At 44.8% G+C, this 19,736-nt stretch carries 16 protein-coding genes; 5 read left to right on the plus strand and 11 right to left on the minus strand.

Annotation, left to right across the window (positions count from 1 at the left end):
* Position 1: 1 nt before the first annotated feature.
* From K0625_RS04355 to K0625_RS04375, 5 genes are all read right to left on the minus strand, one after another.
* Positions 2-712: a 4Fe-4S dicluster domain-containing protein gene (locus tag K0625_RS04355; RefSeq protein WP_220108534.1), complete on the minus strand. Its 711-nt coding sequence runs from the start codon at positions 710-712 to the stop codon at positions 2-4.
* A 98-nt stretch (positions 713-810) separates the two neighbouring features.
* Positions 811-1,530: a tetratricopeptide repeat protein gene (locus tag K0625_RS04360; protein ID WP_220108535.1), complete on the minus strand. Its 720-nt coding sequence runs from the start codon at positions 1,528-1,530 to the stop codon at positions 811-813.
* Positions 1,531-1,561: 31 nt separating this feature from the next.
* A complete protein-coding gene (locus tag K0625_RS04365) occupies positions 1,562-2,365 on the minus strand; it encodes an FKBP-type peptidyl-prolyl cis-trans isomerase (RefSeq protein WP_220108536.1) in 804 nt (267 codons plus the stop codon).
* 38 nt (positions 2,366-2,403) lie between these two features.
* Complete coding sequence (locus K0625_RS04370) at positions 2,404-2,832, minus strand: rhodanese-like domain-containing protein (RefSeq protein WP_220108537.1); 429 nt, start codon at positions 2,830-2,832, stop codon at positions 2,404-2,406.
* A gap of 66 nt (positions 2,833-2,898) precedes the next feature.
* On the minus strand, positions 2,899-4,929 hold the full coding sequence (locus tag K0625_RS04375) for a multiheme c-type cytochrome (RefSeq protein ID WP_220108538.1): 2,031 nt from the start codon (positions 4,927-4,929) through the stop codon (positions 2,899-2,901).
* Positions 4,930-5,488: 559 nt separating this feature from the next.
* On the opposite strand from K0625_RS04375, the gene K0625_RS04380 reads away from it, so the two are divergent.
* Genes K0625_RS04380 through K0625_RS04390 form a run of 3 tightly spaced genes read left to right on the plus strand, consistent with a single transcriptional unit; the run spans position 5,489 to position 8,497 of the window.
* On the plus strand, positions 5,489-7,465 hold the full coding sequence (locus K0625_RS04380; RefSeq protein WP_220108539.1) for a heme lyase CcmF/NrfE family subunit: 1,977 nt from the start codon (positions 5,489-5,491) through the stop codon (positions 7,463-7,465).
* Positions 7,462-7,920: a cytochrome c-type biogenesis protein gene (locus tag K0625_RS04385; protein WP_220108540.1), complete on the plus strand. Its 459-nt coding sequence runs from the start codon at positions 7,462-7,464 to the stop codon at positions 7,918-7,920. The genes K0625_RS04380 and K0625_RS04385 overlap by 4 nt, the downstream gene beginning before the upstream one ends.
* Positions 7,913-8,497: a TlpA family protein disulfide reductase gene (locus K0625_RS04390; protein ID WP_220108541.1), complete on the plus strand. Its 585-nt coding sequence runs from the start codon at positions 7,913-7,915 to the stop codon at positions 8,495-8,497. The genes K0625_RS04385 and K0625_RS04390 overlap by 8 nt, the downstream gene beginning before the upstream one ends.
* Positions 8,498-8,630: 133 nt before the next feature.
* On the opposite strand, the gene K0625_RS04395 is transcribed toward K0625_RS04390, so the two are convergent.
* Both K0625_RS04395 and K0625_RS04400 read right to left on the minus strand, forming a co-directional pair.
* Positions 8,631-8,840 (minus strand): helix-turn-helix domain-containing protein, encoded by a 210-nt coding sequence (locus tag K0625_RS04395; protein WP_220108542.1) that lies wholly within the window; start codon positions 8,838-8,840, stop codon positions 8,631-8,633.
* Between the two features lie 8 nt (positions 8,841-8,848).
* Positions 8,849-9,364: a DUF2975 domain-containing protein gene (locus tag K0625_RS04400; protein ID WP_220108543.1), complete on the minus strand. Its 516-nt coding sequence runs from the start codon at positions 9,362-9,364 to the stop codon at positions 8,849-8,851.
* A gap of 191 nt (positions 9,365-9,555) precedes the next feature.
* Between K0625_RS04400 and K0625_RS04405 the strand changes: the two genes are divergently transcribed.
* Positions 9,556-11,604 carry a S9 family peptidase gene (locus K0625_RS04405; RefSeq protein ID WP_220108544.1) on the plus strand — a complete coding sequence of 683 codons (2,049 nt, stop codon included), beginning with the start codon at positions 9,556-9,558 and terminating at the stop codon, positions 11,602-11,604.
* 60 nt (positions 11,605-11,664) lie between these two features.
* Here K0625_RS04405 and K0625_RS04410 read toward each other — a convergent pair whose 3' ends face one another.
* On the minus strand, positions 11,665-13,215 hold the full coding sequence (locus K0625_RS04410; protein ID WP_220108545.1) for a peptide MFS transporter: 1,551 nt from the start codon (positions 13,213-13,215) through the stop codon (positions 11,665-11,667).
* 262 nt (positions 13,216-13,477) lie between these two features.
* Here K0625_RS04410 and K0625_RS04415 point away from each other — a divergent pair, with 262 nt between their 5' ends.
* Positions 13,478-15,007: a tetratricopeptide repeat protein gene (locus tag K0625_RS04415; protein ID WP_333473831.1), complete on the plus strand. Its 1,530-nt coding sequence runs from the start codon at positions 13,478-13,480 to the stop codon at positions 15,005-15,007.
* 160 nt (positions 15,008-15,167) lie between these two features.
* Here the strand turns inward: K0625_RS04415 and nhaC are convergent, their stop codons facing one another.
* From nhaC to K0625_RS04430, 3 genes are all read right to left on the minus strand, one after another.
* A complete protein-coding gene (gene nhaC, locus K0625_RS04420) occupies positions 15,168-16,712 on the minus strand; it encodes a Na+/H+ antiporter NhaC (RefSeq protein WP_220108547.1) in 1,545 nt (514 codons plus the stop codon).
* Between the two features lie 303 nt (positions 16,713-17,015).
* Positions 17,016-17,474 (minus strand): serine protease external chaperone, encoded by a 459-nt coding sequence (locus tag K0625_RS04425; RefSeq protein ID WP_220108548.1) that lies wholly within the window; start codon positions 17,472-17,474, stop codon positions 17,016-17,018.
* Positions 17,475-17,486: 12 nt separating this feature from the next.
* A complete protein-coding gene (locus tag K0625_RS04430; RefSeq protein WP_220108549.1) occupies positions 17,487-19,265 on the minus strand; it encodes a S8 family peptidase in 1,779 nt (592 codons plus the stop codon).
* Between the last annotated feature and the right edge of the window lie 471 nt (positions 19,266-19,736).

Raw genomic sequence — 19,736 nt, forward strand, 5'->3', positions numbered from 1 at the left:
ACTATACTCCTAACTTCACAATAGGGATGTAACGCAAGCTTGGCTCAGTACCAAAGCCCGGCTTAATACGTACCGAGTCCTTAACTGCCAATAGCTTACTTACATATGAAGTTGGATCGTTTGCATCACCAAAGATTAGTGCGTCGTAACGGCACTGCTGCACACAAGCAGGTAGCTCGCCAATGGCAAGTTTGCTGTTTAAGCAGAAGTCACAGTTATCGGCCACGTCAGTCTCTTTGTTGATGAAACGGGCATCGTATGGGCAAGCACCGATACAATACTTACAGCCCGCACATTTAGCTGCGTCCATGGTCACAATGCCAGTCTTCTCATCGCGGTGTGCAGCGCCTGTTGGGCAAACTGTGACGCATGGTGCGTTCTTACATTGCTGACATGAAACCCGCACAAACTTACGTTGGCAGCCACAATCACCAGTTTTGCCACAGTGTGGACATGGTTGACCTTCAACGGCGCTTGATTGCTCCTCCATTAGCAGTCGAGATTTACCTTTTGGCAAGTGGTTCGCCTTATTACAGGCTTCCTTACACTCACCACACCCGACACATTTGTTCTGGTCGAAAACCATCACATAATGCGGCTTGTTGGTATCTTCCTTTTCTTTGACCGAGCTACACCCAACAAGCGGTGTTAATATCAAAGAGCTGGCTCCTAGACCTTTAAGGAACCTCCGTCTCTCTAGATTTTCACTCACAGCATCCTCCGGTTATCGGTATTAAACCGACACGTTATTTTTTTAATTTTATATTTCTTACTAGCAATTAATTAAGGTATGAATTAGCAACTACAGATTTAACTTGGGATTAATTTTTTCTTAGACTTATCAATTGCAAAATTAATAGCGTCACGATTAAAGGATTGGACTTTATTGGTTAAAACAATATTCCAGTTATCAATCGCCTTTTGGTAATTACCTTTAAGGTAAGCATCGTTAGCAATTAATAATCGAGTATTAAGTTCTTCATGATGCAGAGTTAGCGCCCTCGCGATCACTAAAGAGGTGTCCATGGTGATAACACGCTCATCACGGTAATACATAGATGTTGCTTTAAGCCCCAAGGCTTGTGCGTTTTCGCTGTCGATTGTAAGCAGTTGTTCTAAGGTTCCGAGCGCATCCTTATACATGCCGCCATCAATATATGACTGGGCAAGCCCTAATAACACTAGTGGGTCACCTGGGTTTTCTTCGGCTAGTTTTTGACCTTTGTTAATCTCTGCAACCAAAAGATAATCAATGTTGTAATCAACTTTAGCTGAATCTAAATGTTGATAACTCCCAATGACTAAATAGAGTGAAACAGAAACACAGATTAAAAATAAGCCAATTATTCCTAGGTGGTAACTGTTATTTTTTTCAACGTTTTTAGATTCAATATTAATATTAGAGCCAAAGATGTGCCCAACCTCCTTTTCTAGCTCAGCAAGATCATCGCCATACTTAAGGTGATGACAAATAATCCAGCCTAGCGAAAGCAATAGGATAATTGAGATACTAATAAGCAATGTATTCATCTTGACTCTATATCAATAATTAATATCAAATTTACTTGTGTGGATTGGCGCCCATAGAGCCGCCCATCATGCCACCCATGCCCATTCCGGACAGTCCCATGCCGTGAGCACCTTCACCTGGTTCCTCAACCTTGACCAATTCCACTTCGAAAACCAAAGTAGAGTGAGGTTGAATCATGCCAACGACACGTTCACCGTAAGCAAGTGCAGGTGGGATGGTTAACTTAAACTTTGACCCTTGAGGCATTAAGGCAAGCGCTTCTTGCCAGCCTTCAATAACGGTAATTAGAGAGAAGCGGTTAGGTTCGTTACGCTCATAGGTGCTGTCAAACTCAGTGCCATCAATCAAGGTGCCCTTGTAGTGCACGGTTACGACATCATTACCAGCTGGCATGGCGCCCTTACCCATGGTGATCACTTCATATTGCAGACCCGATTTAGTCTGTTTTACAGCACTGTTTTTAGCATTTTCAGCCATGAAAGCTTCACCTGCAGCTATGTTCTTAGCCGTCAGTGCATCTAACTTGACCTGTTTAGCCGCATTGAGCGTTTCAGCGCGTTGATTAAGGTAGGTGACAATCTCCTCTTTAGACATTTTTGTTTCATCTTTTAATGCATCGAGTAGACCATTTACCACCTGTTCCATATCAACTTCAGCGCCTAACTGAGATTGGCCATATACCTGACTAGAGATATGGTGACCAAATGATGCGCCTATGCTGTACGACTCCTTTTCAACGTCAGTGGTCAAATCGCTATTAGCAAAACACGACACAGATACTGATAGGGATAGACAAGACACAACGGCCAAGACACTTTTTTTAAGCTTTTTCATACAATCAATCTCACTAAAAAATAAATTTACATAATCCGTTATGGCTTTTCTGTTACTCGATTAGCTAAACGCCAGCCATATATTCCATCTGGCATCTGACGAACACCGGTATAGCCCAGCTTCATCACATGTCGAGCAGCAATTTCACTGGCATTACAAAGACGGTTTGCACAGTAGAAGATCATCTGTGCATCTTTGTTTTTTGGCAGTAAGTCTTTCCAATTTTTTACGTTGAAATAAACAGCGCCTGGAATGAATCCTTCAGCCCATAACTCCAATGTATTGACGTCGAAGAAGTAAACTCCCTCTTTGCCCACTAAGGTTTGTGCCTCCATCATGGTGATCGTATTCAACGGCTCATCATAATATTTGGCAGGGCCCATCTCCTGACCACCACCGGCATAACTGCCCGCCGATAGCATGGATAACAAGATGGTGAAAACGACACTTCCCAGTACTCTATTCATAGTTTCTCTCTTAATTACCTCAACCTAGGCGTACCTAAGTTGAGGCCGGTATTAACTCAATTACATTTATTTAGCGCTGTAACCAACACCGTCTAGAATGTTTTGAGCTTGGGTAACATAGGTTAGGGCAGCGTCTAGACGCTTCTGGCTGTAACGGAAGCCATGAACACCCCATGAACCATCTTTCTTAATTAGTTCGATAGTCTCTTGCGCTTTCTCAGCTAGCATTAGGACTTCTGTCTTGTTTGCAGTAGACAGCTTAGTCACTTCTAGTAGCTTATCGATGCGAACAAGTGCTTGTTCAACTTGGCTGTAAACCTCTTTAACAGGGGTTTGCATCTTCATCACTTCGCCGTAGATCTCCATCTGATCGTCGTAATGTAGACCAGCTTCTAACTCAGACTGGAATGGGCTGTGACAACCTTTGTTATCCACTACATCTTTGTCAGAAATCGCTGTACGAGCACATGACCACATTAGATCTAAGTAATTGTGACCCTCTTCGTTCTTAGCAACTGTCCAACCTTTAACGCCAGAATCACGTGGCTGACCAGCAGGTGGGTTTAGTGTCTTACGCTCAGGATCGATATCAATTTTCCACATGTGTGAACGACGCACCGCATCGAAACCTGCGCTATCTGGGAACTGAATCGCAGCGAAGTTTTCACAACTACCCATGTTAGGCATGTGACAGCTTTGACACGTTTGGTTGCTGTGAGTGTCTGTGTTGTCAGCGATAGTTGCTTGCGCTTCGTGACAGTCAACACAGTCTTTCTTCAGCATTGGCTTAGAGAAACCAGATAGGAAGTCGCCATCAGTCACTTCGTGTGGATCGTGACAAGTTGTACAACGCATGCCTTTCTCGTAGTGAGAAGAAGCAAACATTTGTGAACCTTCAGTACCACAAGATGGACAAGCAGACTTCATGTATACACCGAATGCGTACTCCATCTTCTCTTGTGCTTGCTCTGTATCGGCTAGCTCATCGACGAAGAAGAAACGCTGGTGACAACGTTCACAGTTTGACTGCATGCCGCCAGTACCACCGTCTAAGTGACCACCCGCGCCATGACACTCTTCACAAGCGATACCTTTAGAAATGGTATGCTCTTGTAGCTTCTTAGCATCGCCAAGGGCATCGAAGAACTCTTGCTGGTTTTGGAAGTCGAACTTGTAGGTATGACACATTTCACAGTAAGAGCTACCAGGTTGGAATAGCATCTCTTTTTCATACTTAGCGCCGTATGAAGTCATGCCCCACTGGTGTGAGCCTGTGTCACCAAACTCTTCAAGCGTGACTGGGAACTCTGGAATTGCTTTATTAATCTTCTTCGCCATCTCTGGCGTTAACCATTCAGCCCAACCGCGTGAGAACTGGTTACCACCAGCGACCATTTTACCGGTGCCTTCTGATAGTAGACCGTCACGAACGTGGTAAGTACCGCGCACTAACCATGAATCTAGGAAGCCGTACTTAGTACGTGGGGTACCGATAATGGCGTAAACATCGTTTGCACGAACACCGTCTGGAAGCATAGATGCTTCGCTGCCGTATAGTGGTGCGTTTAAGTCGCCGTTTGGTACTTCTTTATCGGTAATTTCACTTGGGAAACGTACTACGTTAGCGTGACGCGAACGTTGCCACTTCTCATATTGAGTCGCATGACACTCGGCACACTTTTCAGGACCAACGAAGTTGTTTGGGAAATCCAATGTAGACTTAGCACCAAGACGGTACTGAACTGCACTTGGACGACCTACACGCTTACTGTATGCCTGGCTTCCACCAGTATCTAAATACTCTTCGCCACGGTCACTAATATGATAATCACCGATTAAGTTACCCTCTTCTTGATATTTGAACATTGGATGGTTTTGAAATAAGAAATCAAATAACTCATCTTCTTGAACAATATAATCGTGCAGCGATTTAACACCCGTCGCTTTTTCAGTACCTGCGTAGTTTGCAATTGCATTCTTAGCAGATGCACCCATTTCTGGAATGCTATTGTATTTATCACCAGCAGCACTAGCGTTACCTATTGCGCCGAAACAAAGCAGCACACTTGCGGCCGCTTTAAGTTTCCAACTTTTCATCATCACTCCTAGTTATAACCTAGTTATAGTATTTTTTTCATCATTCAACTAAGGCACTCTCTTGTTTAGCTGAACAACTTAACAATTGAGTTGCGGCTATTTTCCACATCTTTTTTTGCGAAAAACATGCGTCACAGCAAGAAATGAGACCTAGAAAAACACAGAGAGTAAAAAATTACTAAAAACAGATTTAATACAACAAGATACAACGAGTTTTAAGCCATGTTTTTCACTTGTGACTCGGTTTTTTGATATCTAAAAGGTTATAAAAAAGAGCCATTAACATCTGAAAAGATATCAGGAGGATGGGGAAGTTTGATAAAGGATAGAGAGGTCACAAAACACTTTACTAATATAACCTACCCTAGGCCACATCAAGAGTAATGCAACGTACCTTGGCTAAAGTTAAATAGATTCAGTAAGACCAAACATTATCAATCAATAATATTCAACAGCTATTATTAAAATAAAGCCTTGCTTATATAAAATAATAGCCACCAAATTAATACAGAATAATATTTGTACAAGTACTTTTATAAAGCATAGAGATTTTAATAAAATGATCCCAGAACTAGGACTTGTTTTCCTCATTATTAGTACAGTGTCTGCTTTACTACTGTCATTTATTCCTCTCTATGCCGCTTATACTAAAAATGCTTATCTATTTAGCTATGTAAAAACGCTGACCGCATTAATGACTATCGCCATTTGTGCCTCTATTTTGTGTCTATTAGCGTCCTTCCTAATGGATGACTTTTCGGTGGCTTATGTTGCCAACCACTCAAATACTCAGTTAGCCACCCTCTATAAGGTCGCCGCAGTGTGGGGAAGCCATGAAGGTTCGATGCTATTTTGGATGGTATCAATCGCAATTTGGGGCTGCATCATAGTATTCTCCCCCCGCTACCAAGACAGGCTTTTTATTGGCCGTATGATCGCCATTTTGGCGTTTGTTATAGCCGGCTTTAACCTGTTTATGCTGTTCACCTCTAATCCATTTGCTCGCTTACTGCCAAACTTCCCGATAGAGGGCCGTGACCTCAACCCAATTTTGCAAGACATTGGTCTTATCTTTCATCCACCTATGTTGTTTTTAGGTTATGTCGGTTTAACCGTGACCTTTGCTGCCGCTATTGCTGCACTGATTGGCGGTAAATTTACTCAGCAACATGCCAGCTACCTTCGCCCTTGGGTGTTAATGGCATGGGTATTTCTAACTGGGGGTAATGCATTTGGTTCCTGGTGGGCCTATAACGAACTTGGTTGGGGCGGTTGGTGGTTCTGGGATCCTGTTGAAAACGCTTCATTCATTCCTTGGTTGGTTGCAACGGCGCTGCTTCACAGCGTGGTGTTAAGCCAGCAACGAAGTAGTTTTAGGGTCACAACATTACTCTTGTGCCTGCTCGCTTTCTCATTAAGCTTGCTGGGTACCTTTTTAGTGCGATCTGGCATTGTGCAATCAGTACACGCTTTTGCGTCAGACCCAACTCGCGGCATGTCGATTTTATTTCTGCTTGGGGTATTTGTATGCGGCGCGTTAACCCTGTTTGCTTTAAAAGCAAACCTGATCAAATCTAAATCTGATTTTGCGCTGATCTCACGTGATAGCTTGATGTTACTCGGTAATATCATCTTATTAGTTGCCGCCATCTCTGTGCTGCTGGGTACCTTCTACCCACTGTTATTTGAGCTACTCAATCTTGGTACCTTGTCTGTAGGCGCTCCTTATTTTAATAGCATCTTTGTGCCACTCACCTTTATCGCCGTTTTGCTCATGGGCGCAGCGCCACTGATTAAATGGCAGCAAGAATCACTTAATCGCCTATACCCACTTGCAACCCTATTCACACTCGCAGCGATTATTGGTGTATTGGTAGCAATGCAAACCCGTGGTGGCTTTAATCCTTGGGTATGGCTTGGCGCAACTGCCGCGAGCTGGGTGTTCTTCACCTTAGGCTACTTGATATTTAGTTTACGCTCACAAGGCGCTGTATGTATCACTAAAAAAGCGGCCATGTTGATTGCACATTTTGGCGTGGCTATCACCATTATTGGCGCCACAGCTGTGTCTAACTTTGAAACTCAGGAGCTGCTGAGAATGGGCCCAGGACAAGGCAAGGTTGTCGCTGACTACACCTTTGTTTATGAAGATACCGTCGATGTCGACACTAAGAGCTACACCGCCATTCAGGCCAATATCCGCGTGACTGATGTTGATGATAACTTAGTGGGTTATATCACCCCGCAAAGGCAAACCTTTAAGACTAATGCGATGGAGATCTCTAAAGCTGGCATTATGCGCAACTTAGTGCGCGACCTGTATGTATCGAGCGGCCAGCAACTTAGCGACACCGAATACCTAGTGCGCATTAGCCATAAACCTTTGGCATGCTGGATCTGGATTGGCGGCCTAATGATGATGCTAGGCGGCACTATTGCTGCATTTTCAGCCCTCTACAGCCTCAAGCGTCAGAGGGCCACTGTGAAATCAAGCTCCTCACAGGCAATGCCTAAGTTTACCGAGGAGTTAGCATGATCATAGCCAGTCTAAATATGAGCAGGCTAAGCACTTTTTTAGCGATCATTTTGCTCTGTAGCAGCTCTTTATCGGCAGATGCAGTGGTCAATTCGGTGGAGAAAATCCACTACACCCAAGATCAGATCCGCGACCTAGGCTTTGAAATCGCTCATGAGCTTCGCTGTCCCATGTCAGTAAATCAAAACCTATTTGATTCAGGCGCTCCAATTGCCAGCGAGCTTAAGGGGCAGATTTTTCTGATGCTGGAACAAGGCGAGTCTAAGCAGGCCATCATCGACTTTCTGGTACAGCGTTACGGCGAAAAAATCAGATATCAACCTAGCTTATCCATGGCAACAGCTGCGCTCTGGTTTGGCCCCATTCTTTTGCTTTTCGGCATTATCGGTTTTGCAGCCTTATTGATCCGAGAGCAACGTAAACATCAAGACACTAATGGTAATACCTATGAATAAAACACATCTACTAAGCTGGCTATTTGTTGTCTCATCTCTGGTGATGCCAGCCCAAGCTCAAGTCGCCTCCAACAAGGTTTACAACACAGGCAAAGCCATTGAGAAGCCACTGATAATGTCTCGATTTATTGAGATGAGCTCAGCAAGAGAGGTCCCAGATGTGAACTTCAAGGACACACAAGGGGGCTCGATACAGCTAAAGGAGTTCAAAGGTAAGTTGGTGATGGTTAACCTGTGGGCCACTTGGTGTGCTCCCTGTATTAAAGAGATCCCACAGATGGAGAACATCCGACAAGTAAACAAAGACAACAAGCTCGTCGTGGTGCCTATCTCTATCGATGAAGAGAGCGACAAGGTACAGGCTTTCTTAGAGCGGCATAACTTTGGGCACTACAAGACGTGGTTAGATCCAAATAAGGACATTGACCGTGTTATGCCTGCAGATGTCGTTCCTGCGACCTATTTCTTTGACGGCTCAGGAAATTTAATCGGCTTCCTGCGGGGATATCTAGACTGGGGAGATAAAGAGGTGCAGCCCTATCTGGAAAAACTTATCGCAAAATATGCCCATAGATAACCACAAGCACCAATACGTGACACCCTGCTGGATGTCACGAATTTATAGCAACAATCATTGTTGTAGATAGAGCGTTATGCACCTTTTAAATTGCTCCCGTCCGGCGCGTTCCCCCTTTTGTCGGACGGTTTTTTTACTCTGCTTCACGATACTCCAAAATATCTCCCGGCTGACACTTAAGGTAACCGCAAATGCTCGCCAGCGTTTCAAAACGTACCCCCTTCACCTTGCCCCGCTTTAACAAAGAGAGGTTTGCCTCTGTAATCCCTATCGCTTTAGCCAGCTCCTTAGAACTCACCTTACGCACGGCCATCATGACATCTAAATTAACGATTATTTCCATAACATCACCTAGATAAACTCTCTGTTTTCTTCTTCAATCTCTTTCGCCGCTTTGAGTAGATAGGCAATTACTAACATCAATAGGATCGTAGTGATGTCACCAAAGTCGATTGGAAGCTCAATGCTGGTGTGCTCAAAAATGGATCTATGGTAATAACCTGTCACCAATATCTGAGCGATATCGAGCACAAGATCAAACACTTTTAGCCAGATCAACCAGAGATAACAGGTCATAGATTCACGACCAAAAAACTGACCCTGCTGATAATAACCAAGCAACTTCTGTAGCCAATACACGCCAATAAATAGGGTGATAAACAGTGGTGTTTGAATCGCTAACAATACGCCTCTGCTCGCTCTTTCATCATGCCAGAGCTCAAGAAAAAGATGGCTGGTTGAGAAACGAAGCTCGCCCTCCACTAAGTAGCTATAACCTAAGTAGATCACCACCATGGCAGTGGCAATTAAGACCAGCACTCTAAACAAGCCACTTATCTTCATCAATTTTTGCATATTCGGGTTCATCGTTTTCCATTCCTGACCTTTAACAGTTCTCGATTATATCAGACAGAAACATTTAGTCGTAATTTAATATTTAATTATCGTTTTACAATAATTATTTTATGTAATAGGCTAATAAACAACTTCAACCTCAGTCCCGTTTATCTAAACAAGATTAGGTTTACGCTATCAGTTGCAACTCAAAGGATGTAAGCATGCTAACGAAAAAGATATTACCGACCCTGCTATGGACAGCGATTGCAGGCAGTTTAGTACTCACAGGTTGCTCTCAGACCCAAGCACCCACAACACTTGCCAAACAGGTTCAGCAGGCTGAGTTGATCCCACTAGAGTCCTTCTTTAATGAGCAAGATATCAGCAAGCTGTCTGCTTCAAGAGATGGCAAGTGGTTAGCTTTTTTTAAAGAGTATCAGGGTGCTAGCAATATCTACCTCATGCCAGCAGGGGGTGATCTCAGTGAAGCGTTTGCCATCACAACGTCAAAAGATCCCATTAATAGTTTTCGCTGGTCAACCGAGGCTAATGAGATCTTCTTCCTCAGAGATACGGCAGGTAATGAAAATACTCAGGTATACAGGCTCACCCTCGATACCACTCAAGCTAAACCTGTCCCAAGCGTGACAGCACTGACCCACAATAGTGAAGTTGTCTACAACATACTCAAACAGCCTAAAGAGAATCCTAATACTCTGGTGTTAATGTCTAATCAGGATAATCCACAGCAACGAGATATCTATCGTCTTGAGCTCGATTCCGGCAAGATCACCAATATCTTTGCTAACACCTACGGCTTTTCGCAAGTTGAGGTGAATAAGCAGGGGCAACCTATGTTGGGAACCAGCAGTAACCCCGACAATACTAGCGATCTTTATGCCAATATTGATGGGAAATGGACCAGTCTAATTAAGACCCAGTTCGGTGAAAGCATCAATATCTTAAGTTTTGATGAGGGAAATAAGCAGGCCTATATCAGTGCTGATATCGATGGCCGAGACAAGCAGGAGCTGCTGCGCCTGAATATGACAAGTGGCAAACTGACCACTTTACATAAAGATCCTAACAATGAATCTGATGTCTATGAGGTAATTTTTAATGATAAAGGTGAGCCGTTAGCTGTCTCCTATTACGGTGGACGCCTGCGTACTTACCCACTGGACAACACCTTCGCTCAGCGGTGGCAACAGATTAATGATCAGTTTAAACAAGATGTCGAGATCACCATCACCGACAGAAACGAGAAAACCGGTCTATGGCAACTCCATGTTGCCAGCGATGTGGATATGGGCAGTGACTACCGATACACAGTAGAAACTGGTGAGGTCAGCTTACTGTTAAAGCAGGAGCCTATTATCAAACCTGAGCTATTATCAAAGCGTCAATCTATCTCCTATCAAGCGAGAGATGGCGTCACGATTCAAGCTTATCTCACATTACCTAAAGGACAAACTGGCGATCTCCCCACCATTATTCTGCCCCACGGTGGCCCTTGGGCTAGAGACTACTGGACCTTAAGCTCTGGTTATTTCAACCCCATTGCCCAACTACTGGCAAATCGCGGCTATGCCGTTCTGCAACCAAACTTCCGTGCATCTACAGGCTTTGGTAAGCGTTTCCTCAACTTAGGTAACAAAAACTGGGGAACTGGTAGCATGCAGAACGATCTCACCGACGGGGCTCACTACCTAATCGAACAGGGGATCGCCGATAAACAGCGTCTTGGGATCATGGGAGCCTCTTATGGAGGTTATGCAGCGCTGGCTGGTGCGACATTTACACCAGATCTATACCAAGCGGTGATCTCCTATGTCGGCCCCTCAAGCTTAATTACCCTACTTGAGTCATTCCCGCCTCACTTTCGCCCCTATTTAGGCCAGTTCTACAGTGCGGTAGGCGATCCAGAGATAACGGCTGACAGAGTCGATATGCGGGCACGATCTCCCATTAACTTCGTCGATAATATCAAGGCACCGCTGATGTTAGTTCAGGGCGCTAACGACCCAAGAGTCACACAACTTGAGTCCGACAATATCGCCAGAGTCATGAGCAAGCAGCAGCTACCCGTCGAATATATTCTGGCGAAAGATGAGGGCCATGGATTTCGTAAACGCGATAACAAACTCGCCTATATTCTGGCCATGGAGCAGTTTTTTGCCAAACACTTGGGAGGACGAGTCGATAATCGAGTCACGCCAGCACTTGCCACACATTTAGATACACTCAAGGTTGATGTGAGCCGCTTGTAATTCCAATCGATATAAATATCACTTCCTCAGGCCTAGGTTTTAATTCCTAGGCCTTTTCCTTTAATCCACATCCCACATCCAACGTTTCAGCAGAGGCGTTAACACTAAGGTCAGCGCCGCTCCAGCAAAGGCGATCCACATGATATCGGTATAGAGCAGAGTAAAGCTCTGATGCTGGGTTAGTCCCAACTGCTCAGCCGAACTGTTTCCCGCAAGAAGGGCTGCAATATACTCAGCAATTGCCGAGCCTAAAAACCATAGGCCCATCATCAAGCCGACGATTTTACTTGCCGATAGTTTAGTTATCATCGACAAGCCAATGGGAGAGATACATAACTCGCCCGTTGTGTGCAATAAGTAAGCAAGTACTAACCAACCCATAGCAACCTGCTGATCACCTTCGGAAAACGCCAGCCCTATAACCAAGGCTAAGAAGCCTAAGCCCACCTGTAGCAAGCCTAAGGCAAACTTCATCGGCGTACTTGGGGCTACTCCCTTTTGGATCATCCACTGCCAGCTTTTAGCAAATAATGGTGCCAATAAAATAATAAAGATCGCATTGAGTGACTGGAACATGGGCGCTGGGATCTCAACCCCAAATAACACCCTATCGGTAACGCGATCGGCGAACAGGTTCATTGAGCTTCCCGATTGCAAAAAACAGAGAAAGAAAACCGTCGACATCATCACTAAACTAACCGCGGCATAGAGTTTCTGCCTCACCTCAAGTGAAACCTCTTGGATGCAGTACCACACCAGCCATACGCCGATAGCCACAAAACTAAAACCTAGCAAACCACCCACCACCTGATGATCACCAATCACCAAGGCCACCAGCATAACCATCACAATGGCAAAACCATAGATAAGGTGCTCTCGGGTAAAACACCACCAAAGTGATTCGGTCAACATCTGCTTATCAGGCGTTTCAGCAAAGCCCTTAAGGTGCTTCTGCCCTCCAAGAAAAACCATTAGACCCAGTAGCATACCAAAGCCCGCTAAGCCAAAACCGTATGACCATCCATACTGAGTACCTACATAGCCACACACAATAGAAGAGAGCGCAGCGCCGATATTAATGCCCATATAAAACAGAGTAAATCCGGCATCTTTTCTAGGATCGTTTCTATCATAAAGCTTACCCACTATGGTTGAGATGTTAGGTTTTAAGAAGCCAACTCCTACTATGATGAAAGAGAGCGACAGGTAAAACATCGATAATCCGGTACTCTCCACCTTGTTACCTAGTTCATCGATATAGGCAGCTTGTCCCTCAAAAGCCATACCGAAGTGGCCTAAACAGAGCAAGATAGCGCCAGAGGTTACCGCTCGCTTACCGCCCAGATACCGATCCGCCAGCACCCCACCCACTAAAGGCAAGGCGTAAACCAGCGCGAAGTAGTTACCGAATATATTGGCCGCTTCAAGATCGCTAAACAGGAAGTGATCTGTCAGATAGAAGATAAGCAGAGCCTTTAAGCCATAAAAACTAAAGCGCTCCCACATCTCGGTAAAAAAGCACACATAAAGCCCCTTAGGGTGGGCTAAGTTTGCCTCCCCTAAGGTCTGGTCCACCTTATCTGCTTCGGTTAATTCCACCCTGGTTTCCATAACAGCTTCTTCTTTTAATTTTTTGTCTTATTAGGCTATACCTAAGGCTTACTGCTCAACTTGAAGCTAAGGTGAAAGCTTAAGTAAGAGTTGGTGAAGCTTGGTGAAAGCCGTTGCAGTTTAGTGAAGTCGGGGTAAAGTAAGGGTTAACAAGCTAATGCAGTAAAAAGAGTAGGAGACAAGTATCAACTACCGCTACCAATTTGCCGATCTCGATCTCAATACCCAATTGGGCACTCTAGTTCGAAATAAGACTCAAGAGGTGAAGCTCCCCTGGCTGAGCTACCGCCTACTATGTGTATTATGCGAATCAGCACCAGGGATCGTCAGCCAACAGGAGTTGATTGAGCGGATCTGGCCTGAGATAGTGGTGGGGGATGAAACCTTAAAGCAGAGAATTAAGCTTCTGCGCCGTGTATTAGACGACAACGCGGCAGATCCAACCTACATAGAGGCGATCCGTGGTCGAGGTTACCGTCTTATCCCCCATGTAGAGATAACGGCTATTCCAGATCCCAGCCTCTCCGTTAAGCTTAACCTTGCCACCGATACCCATGTGGCCCCAGCAAATGGCAGCAGCTATCCCCTTTACTGGAAAGTAACCTCTCTCACTCTAGCCTTTGTGGTGATTATCCTTGCTTGTATCGCCCTACTCTACTCTTCGAGTCGCACTATTCCACAGCCGGTTTCACAAACGCTAGCCGCCAAGATTGCCAGTGGCTTCGATAATGAACTCTATGAGAATGGACTGGATTACTACCATAGGTACAGAGAGGAGGATAACAAGCTTGCCATAGAGCTGTTTAACTCTGCCATCGAGATTAATCCCAATATGGCCCGAGCCTATGCGGGGCTATCAGATGCCTATAGTCAGGGAATATTTCAGTTTAATGGCCCCTCCGACTGGCAACAACTGGCGATCGATGCCGCTTACAAGGCGATCGCACTGGATCCCAATCTGGCGCAAGGTTATAAATCTCTGGGTCTGGCCTACTACAATCGAGGCTGGCTAACCAAGGCGATATCCGCCAACTTAAAGGCGGTACAGAAACGTAAAGATTACAACGAGGCCATGTCAAACCTCGGCTTTATCTACCGAGAGATGGGGCAACTTAAACAAGCGCTTCACTGGATAGACAAGGCGCTAGAGGCTGACCCTAGTAACAGTGTCAGCATGCTACATAAAGCGCAGATCCTCTTTGCTCTCGCACAATATCCTCAGGCCAACATCTGGCTAGAAAAAGCGCTGCAACTTCAGCCTGACTCTCTACTGGCCAATAACACTCAGGGGGAGAGTTTGCTACAACAGGGGCTCTTCCGCCAAGCTAAAGCCCACTATCAGGAGTTAATTGCACGCTATCCAAAGCAGTTAGTGTTTATCGAAGGACTCGCCAATGCCCTGCTCTATTTAGGCGAACAGGAGCAGGTTAGGGAGTTGGCAAAACAGCTTATTCAATCAGATAACCGACAGGTAAAAGTTCGAGGCGAACTGCTGAGTTATTTAGCCAATAAACAGGGCACAGAGGCGCAATTAGCTCACCTTGAGCAAAGCTTTAAGCAGGAACTTGCCCAAGGTTCAGACAGACCCAGCGACAGCATGTCACTGGCTCGCCTTTACGCCAAGAGCCATGCGAGTGATAAAAGCTATCGCTATCTTATACAGGCGATAAATCAAGGCTGGTTAGCAAAGAACCTAGTGGTCATGGATCCTAGCTTTAAAGCAATAAAAGAGGAGGTAAGCTTTAATCAGCTTATTGATGAGATGGATAATCAGAGGACGCGGCAACAATAAGAGTGGTTTTGGCTGTCTACTTCTGCGTTGAATTAGCTTGCCAAAAAGCACTCTGAACAGATCAATTTCTTATACTAATTGGTATAAGCACTATTCCCTTTGACCGCCACACTCGATGGCGGTCAAAGTTTTAGCTGGGTGGGATTATCTTGCTCTAGCGTTAAGCGGCAACCGCTTCTGCCTCTTCCATATCTTCAAGCTTTAGAATTTTGAAATCAAAATAGGCATAGCTTGCACTGATTAATGGACAAACAAGATTAAAGAAGGCAAATGGAAGATAGGCAATGGTCGCTACCCCTAAGGTGCTGGCCATATAAGCACCGCAAGTGTTCCAAGGCACAAGAGGGCTAGTAATAGTCGCCGAGTCTTCAAGTGCGCGACTCAGGTTTACTGGCGCTAGACCATGTTTGGTGTACTCAACTTTAAGCATTCTGCCTGGCAGTATGATGGCGATAAACTGATCTGCAGTGATAAGGTTAGCCCCGATACAGCTAACAAGCGTCGTCAAAATCAAGCTACTACTAGACTTAACAAACACCAGCATACTCTGCAAAATACGTTTAAGCAGACCTGTTCGCTCCATCACGCCACCAAACGCCATAGCACACAGAATTAACCATACCGTATTGATCATACTGCCCATACCACCACGGCTTAGTAGGCTGTCTATCATTGAGTTACCAGTATTGGCCGTATAACCATTAAACATGGCAATCCAGATCCCTTTAATAAGCGCAATGACGGGAAGCAGCTCAGGGTCATTCACAAACTTAAGCACATTATCGAACTGGAATAGTGCAGCGCAAACCGCCCCCGCCATGGTACCAACAATCACAGTGGGAAAAGCTGGCATCTTTTTATAGGCTAATGCCAGAACCACAAGCAGCGGGATAAGCAGATGAAGGCCGGGTGAGAACTGGGTTTGCAGTACAGCCATAGTTCTAGCCAGCTCCGCACCCGTTGCGGGGATCTCGGTATTAAAACCTAAAAAGAGAAACCCAATCAGCGCAATAACAATACTAGGAACTGTCGTCCACGCCATATGGCGTATATGACTAAATAGGTCGGTACCGGCAACGGCTGGCGCAAGATTAGTTGTATCAGACATTGGCGACATCTTATCGCCAAAGTAAGCGCCACTGATAATCGCACCGGCAGTTATCTCAATGTTTAACCCCATGGCACCAGCGACACCAATCAGCGCGATACCTAAGGTGCCAGCGACAGTCCATGAGCTACCGATACTGATAGCCACAATGGCACAGAGCAGACAAGATGCGGCATAGAAGTACTCAGGGTTTAAGATCTTCATCCCGTAGTAGATCATGGTAGGCACAGTACCGGAGAGGATCCAGGTACCGATAAGTGAGCCCACAGTAAAGAGAATAAGCAGGGCTCCTGTTGCCATGGAGACACTACTCACTATTCCCTTCTCCATCTCCTTCCAGCTATAACCGTTCTTCACACCAATAATCAGTGCAACACAGGCAGCCATAATGAGGGCTATCTGGTTAGCGCCCGATGAGCTGTCAGAAGAAAAGAGGTAAACCGCAGCGGTTAACATCACCACTAGGGCAAAGATAGGAGTAAGCGCATCGAATAAGCTAGGTTGCTTATGTTTATTCCCTGAGCCCTTAGGTTCAGACGAATTTGAGCCTGGTTGCGAATGGGATGCTGATTGCTGGGGATCAGTTTCTGAGGTCATCACTTTTCCTTTTTGTTCTTTTTATTTAACCCCGCAAATACCATTCAACGACGGTTTTTTTATTGCGCTCGGTCGATCATATTTACATAAAGATAACAACCGAGTCCAACAAGTATACTGGTGTTAAATAGTTGACCAAGCCAAGCTAAAGACTAAATATTCAAACAAAAGCCCAATATCACCTATTTATGCACTAATTAAAGATAATCCCTCTATTTGCTCTCTAAAAATTTAATTTCATCACCCATAAAAAACGGCCTTTTGAGCTAACTTAAAAGGCCGTTATAACTATTTATATAACAATTACTCTGGATTGTATTTGTTGTTTGCTAGCTCAATTTTTACGGCTTTAATGCGGCTGTCATTAAACAGCTCATCGTTTAAGTTCAACAGATCAACATTCTCAGCAGCCTTATAGACAGCAGAGTTACCGTTAGCAAAAACAAGCTTCAGATCTAAATCTGTGGCAACCGCTTTGGCATCTTGTCCCTCAACCAAGGTAACAAAAACCAAGCCCGTCGCTTTAGAGGTAAGGTTAAAGCTACCTTTGGTGACAAGATCGCCAGCAAATAGCTTAACCGTGTCAGCAAAATCCGCAGTCGCTGAGGGCTCAACCACCTTATTAAACGTCTGACCATTAACGACAACAGACTCACTCGCCTCAATTTCAACTGGCGCTGCCAACTCAGGCAGGTTATTCGCCACAGTAAGCGATGAAAATAGGGTGACTGCTACAGCAGGTAAAAAGATAGATAGTTTCATATTCATACTCCTTTAGTGGCCGATAACGCGCAGTGACCAGTTCTTGATCACACCTGGCTCTTTGTTATTGTTAAGTGGTACAAAAAATACGTTTGAACTATTGAAGTAAGCGATAAAGGTAAACTGCTCTTCACCGTTGGTATCAATGGCTCTCAAGGTCCACTCACCTTTGGCTTTTTCACCATAGAATTGGTTGCTCAACAGTAACTGCTGATCAAAACCTGTGATGCTAGCATCGAGTGACTGACCAACCAGACCATTTCTCGGTGTTTGCAGTACAGAGCGAGTACCCGCTGGTGAGATAAGCTCAATGGCTAGATCAGGTAGACGAGCGTGATCTAAGGTTAACTGCACCTGCACCGACTCTACTGTCACATCATCACTAAACACTATGCTTGACTCACCGCCAGCTAAGCTAGCGTCAGGTACTTCAACAGCAAGATCACTGCTTGCCCACGGGGTGATAACTTGGGGTGGCAGCACGCTATTTGTCATACGAGCGCGGCTCATGGCTTTGTCCAGATCCACCGCACCAAAGCCGTAGAATGAGTGAAAATCAACACCCGCAGCATTCGTGGTCCAAGGAGCAACCGCCTGGTAGCTCACCAACTCACCTTTGTTGTTTACAAAGTCCAGACTCACACCTGGGTTTTGAGCATCTGTTTTGCTTGCCGTTTCAGCCAACAATGCACGCACATCTCGCGCTGTTAACGCATGGTTAGTCGACATAATGGCGGCGATAGCACCTGAAGTGTTTGGCGCTGCAGAAGAGGTACCATTCATGGTACTGGTATAGTTACAATCAGGATCTAGCTCAGTTCCACCATGTAGCCCATTACTACCAAGACCAGCTGATGTGTTCATACCCGCATCACAACCCATCAGATCTGTGGTCACCATAGCTGGAGAGTTGGTGCCATACTCGCCCGCTGGTGCAGCAACCCACACATTAGCCCCTACAGATGAGTAACTAGTACGGGTACCATCAGCGGTGATCGCACTCGTTACTAGGTTATAGTAGTTAGCATTATCATAGGACTGGTTACTGTTGTGCATCGGCAAGCCTAAATTGTTGCCGCCTGCAAAAAAGTCACCGGGTAACACAAAGAAACCACCACTTCTAAAGTAGCGGTAGCCGTTACCCGCCGATTTAACAAACAGTGCGCCACGTCCCCATGCTGCATTGTCGCTAACATCGGACATCACACCGATCTCAAAATTGAATTGAGGATCATCAAAATCAGCCTTAATCGGATCGATTGGGCTAAAACCATAACTCTGGTTAAACACCCGCACATCTTGAGTGGCTGCCCCCTTACCATGTGAGATCAACCAACCTTCAAAGGTTTGCTCTGATAACCAGTTAAACCCAAGTAAAGAGGTGTTAGAAGCCACGCCCCTCACCCCTTCACCGTTATGGCCTACCGCACCAATCAAACCAGCAACAGCCGTACCATGGCCATTGGGATCTTCAGGGTAATCTACAGGAAATGCTGAATCAGAAATAAAATTCTGGCTACCTGGGACCACGTTAGCAGCCAAGTCTGGATGATCTATCTGTACACCAGTATCGATAACAGCCACTTTAATCCCAACACCTGCAATGCCAAATGCTTGAGTAAGTTGAGTATTAAGATCGTTACCCGCAGTACCAGATGACTGGGAGAAAGCATTCTGGCCCGTATTGTTTAAGTGCCACTGCTCTGAATAGAGTGGATCTGATGCGTAACTTGCCGAAGTGAGCCCGATGCCGACCATAGCTAATGCTAACTTTGAATATTTCAAATTCATATTAAGCCTCAAATGATTAGTAATTATTATTTTCACCGCGTAAATGAATAAAAATTCAATTTATGCAGGCGTTTTTTGACATTACATGATTCACATTAAGACCAACATGACCTTTACTTTGAAGCCTAAAAACTGAGTAACAAATAATTTACATAATAAAAATAGTGATACTCGGAATTAAGAGGTGAAATCAAACCAAAGATGATTAACAATCAATAGGATAGATAATCAAGTGTAAATTTAATCTTTATTTAATTAGTGAGTTACAAAAGATTAAGGAAAACTAAAGATAGAGGGTGAATAGGCAGTAAAATTGGGGGCTCAAGCATTATACTAGTAAATAAATATGCAAAAAAAGCATTAGATAGCAACATTTGCGCTACAAACTGGCTTGTTTACTTGGCCGTTAGATGATAATGACAGCGTTATCATTTTTAATTTAAAACCAGCAACCCAATAGAGCTTTCGCAT

The organism is Shewanella nanhaiensis (assembly GCF_019457885.1).
In the GTDB taxonomy this organism is placed as follows: domain Bacteria; phylum Pseudomonadota; class Gammaproteobacteria; order Enterobacterales; family Shewanellaceae; genus Shewanella; species Shewanella nanhaiensis.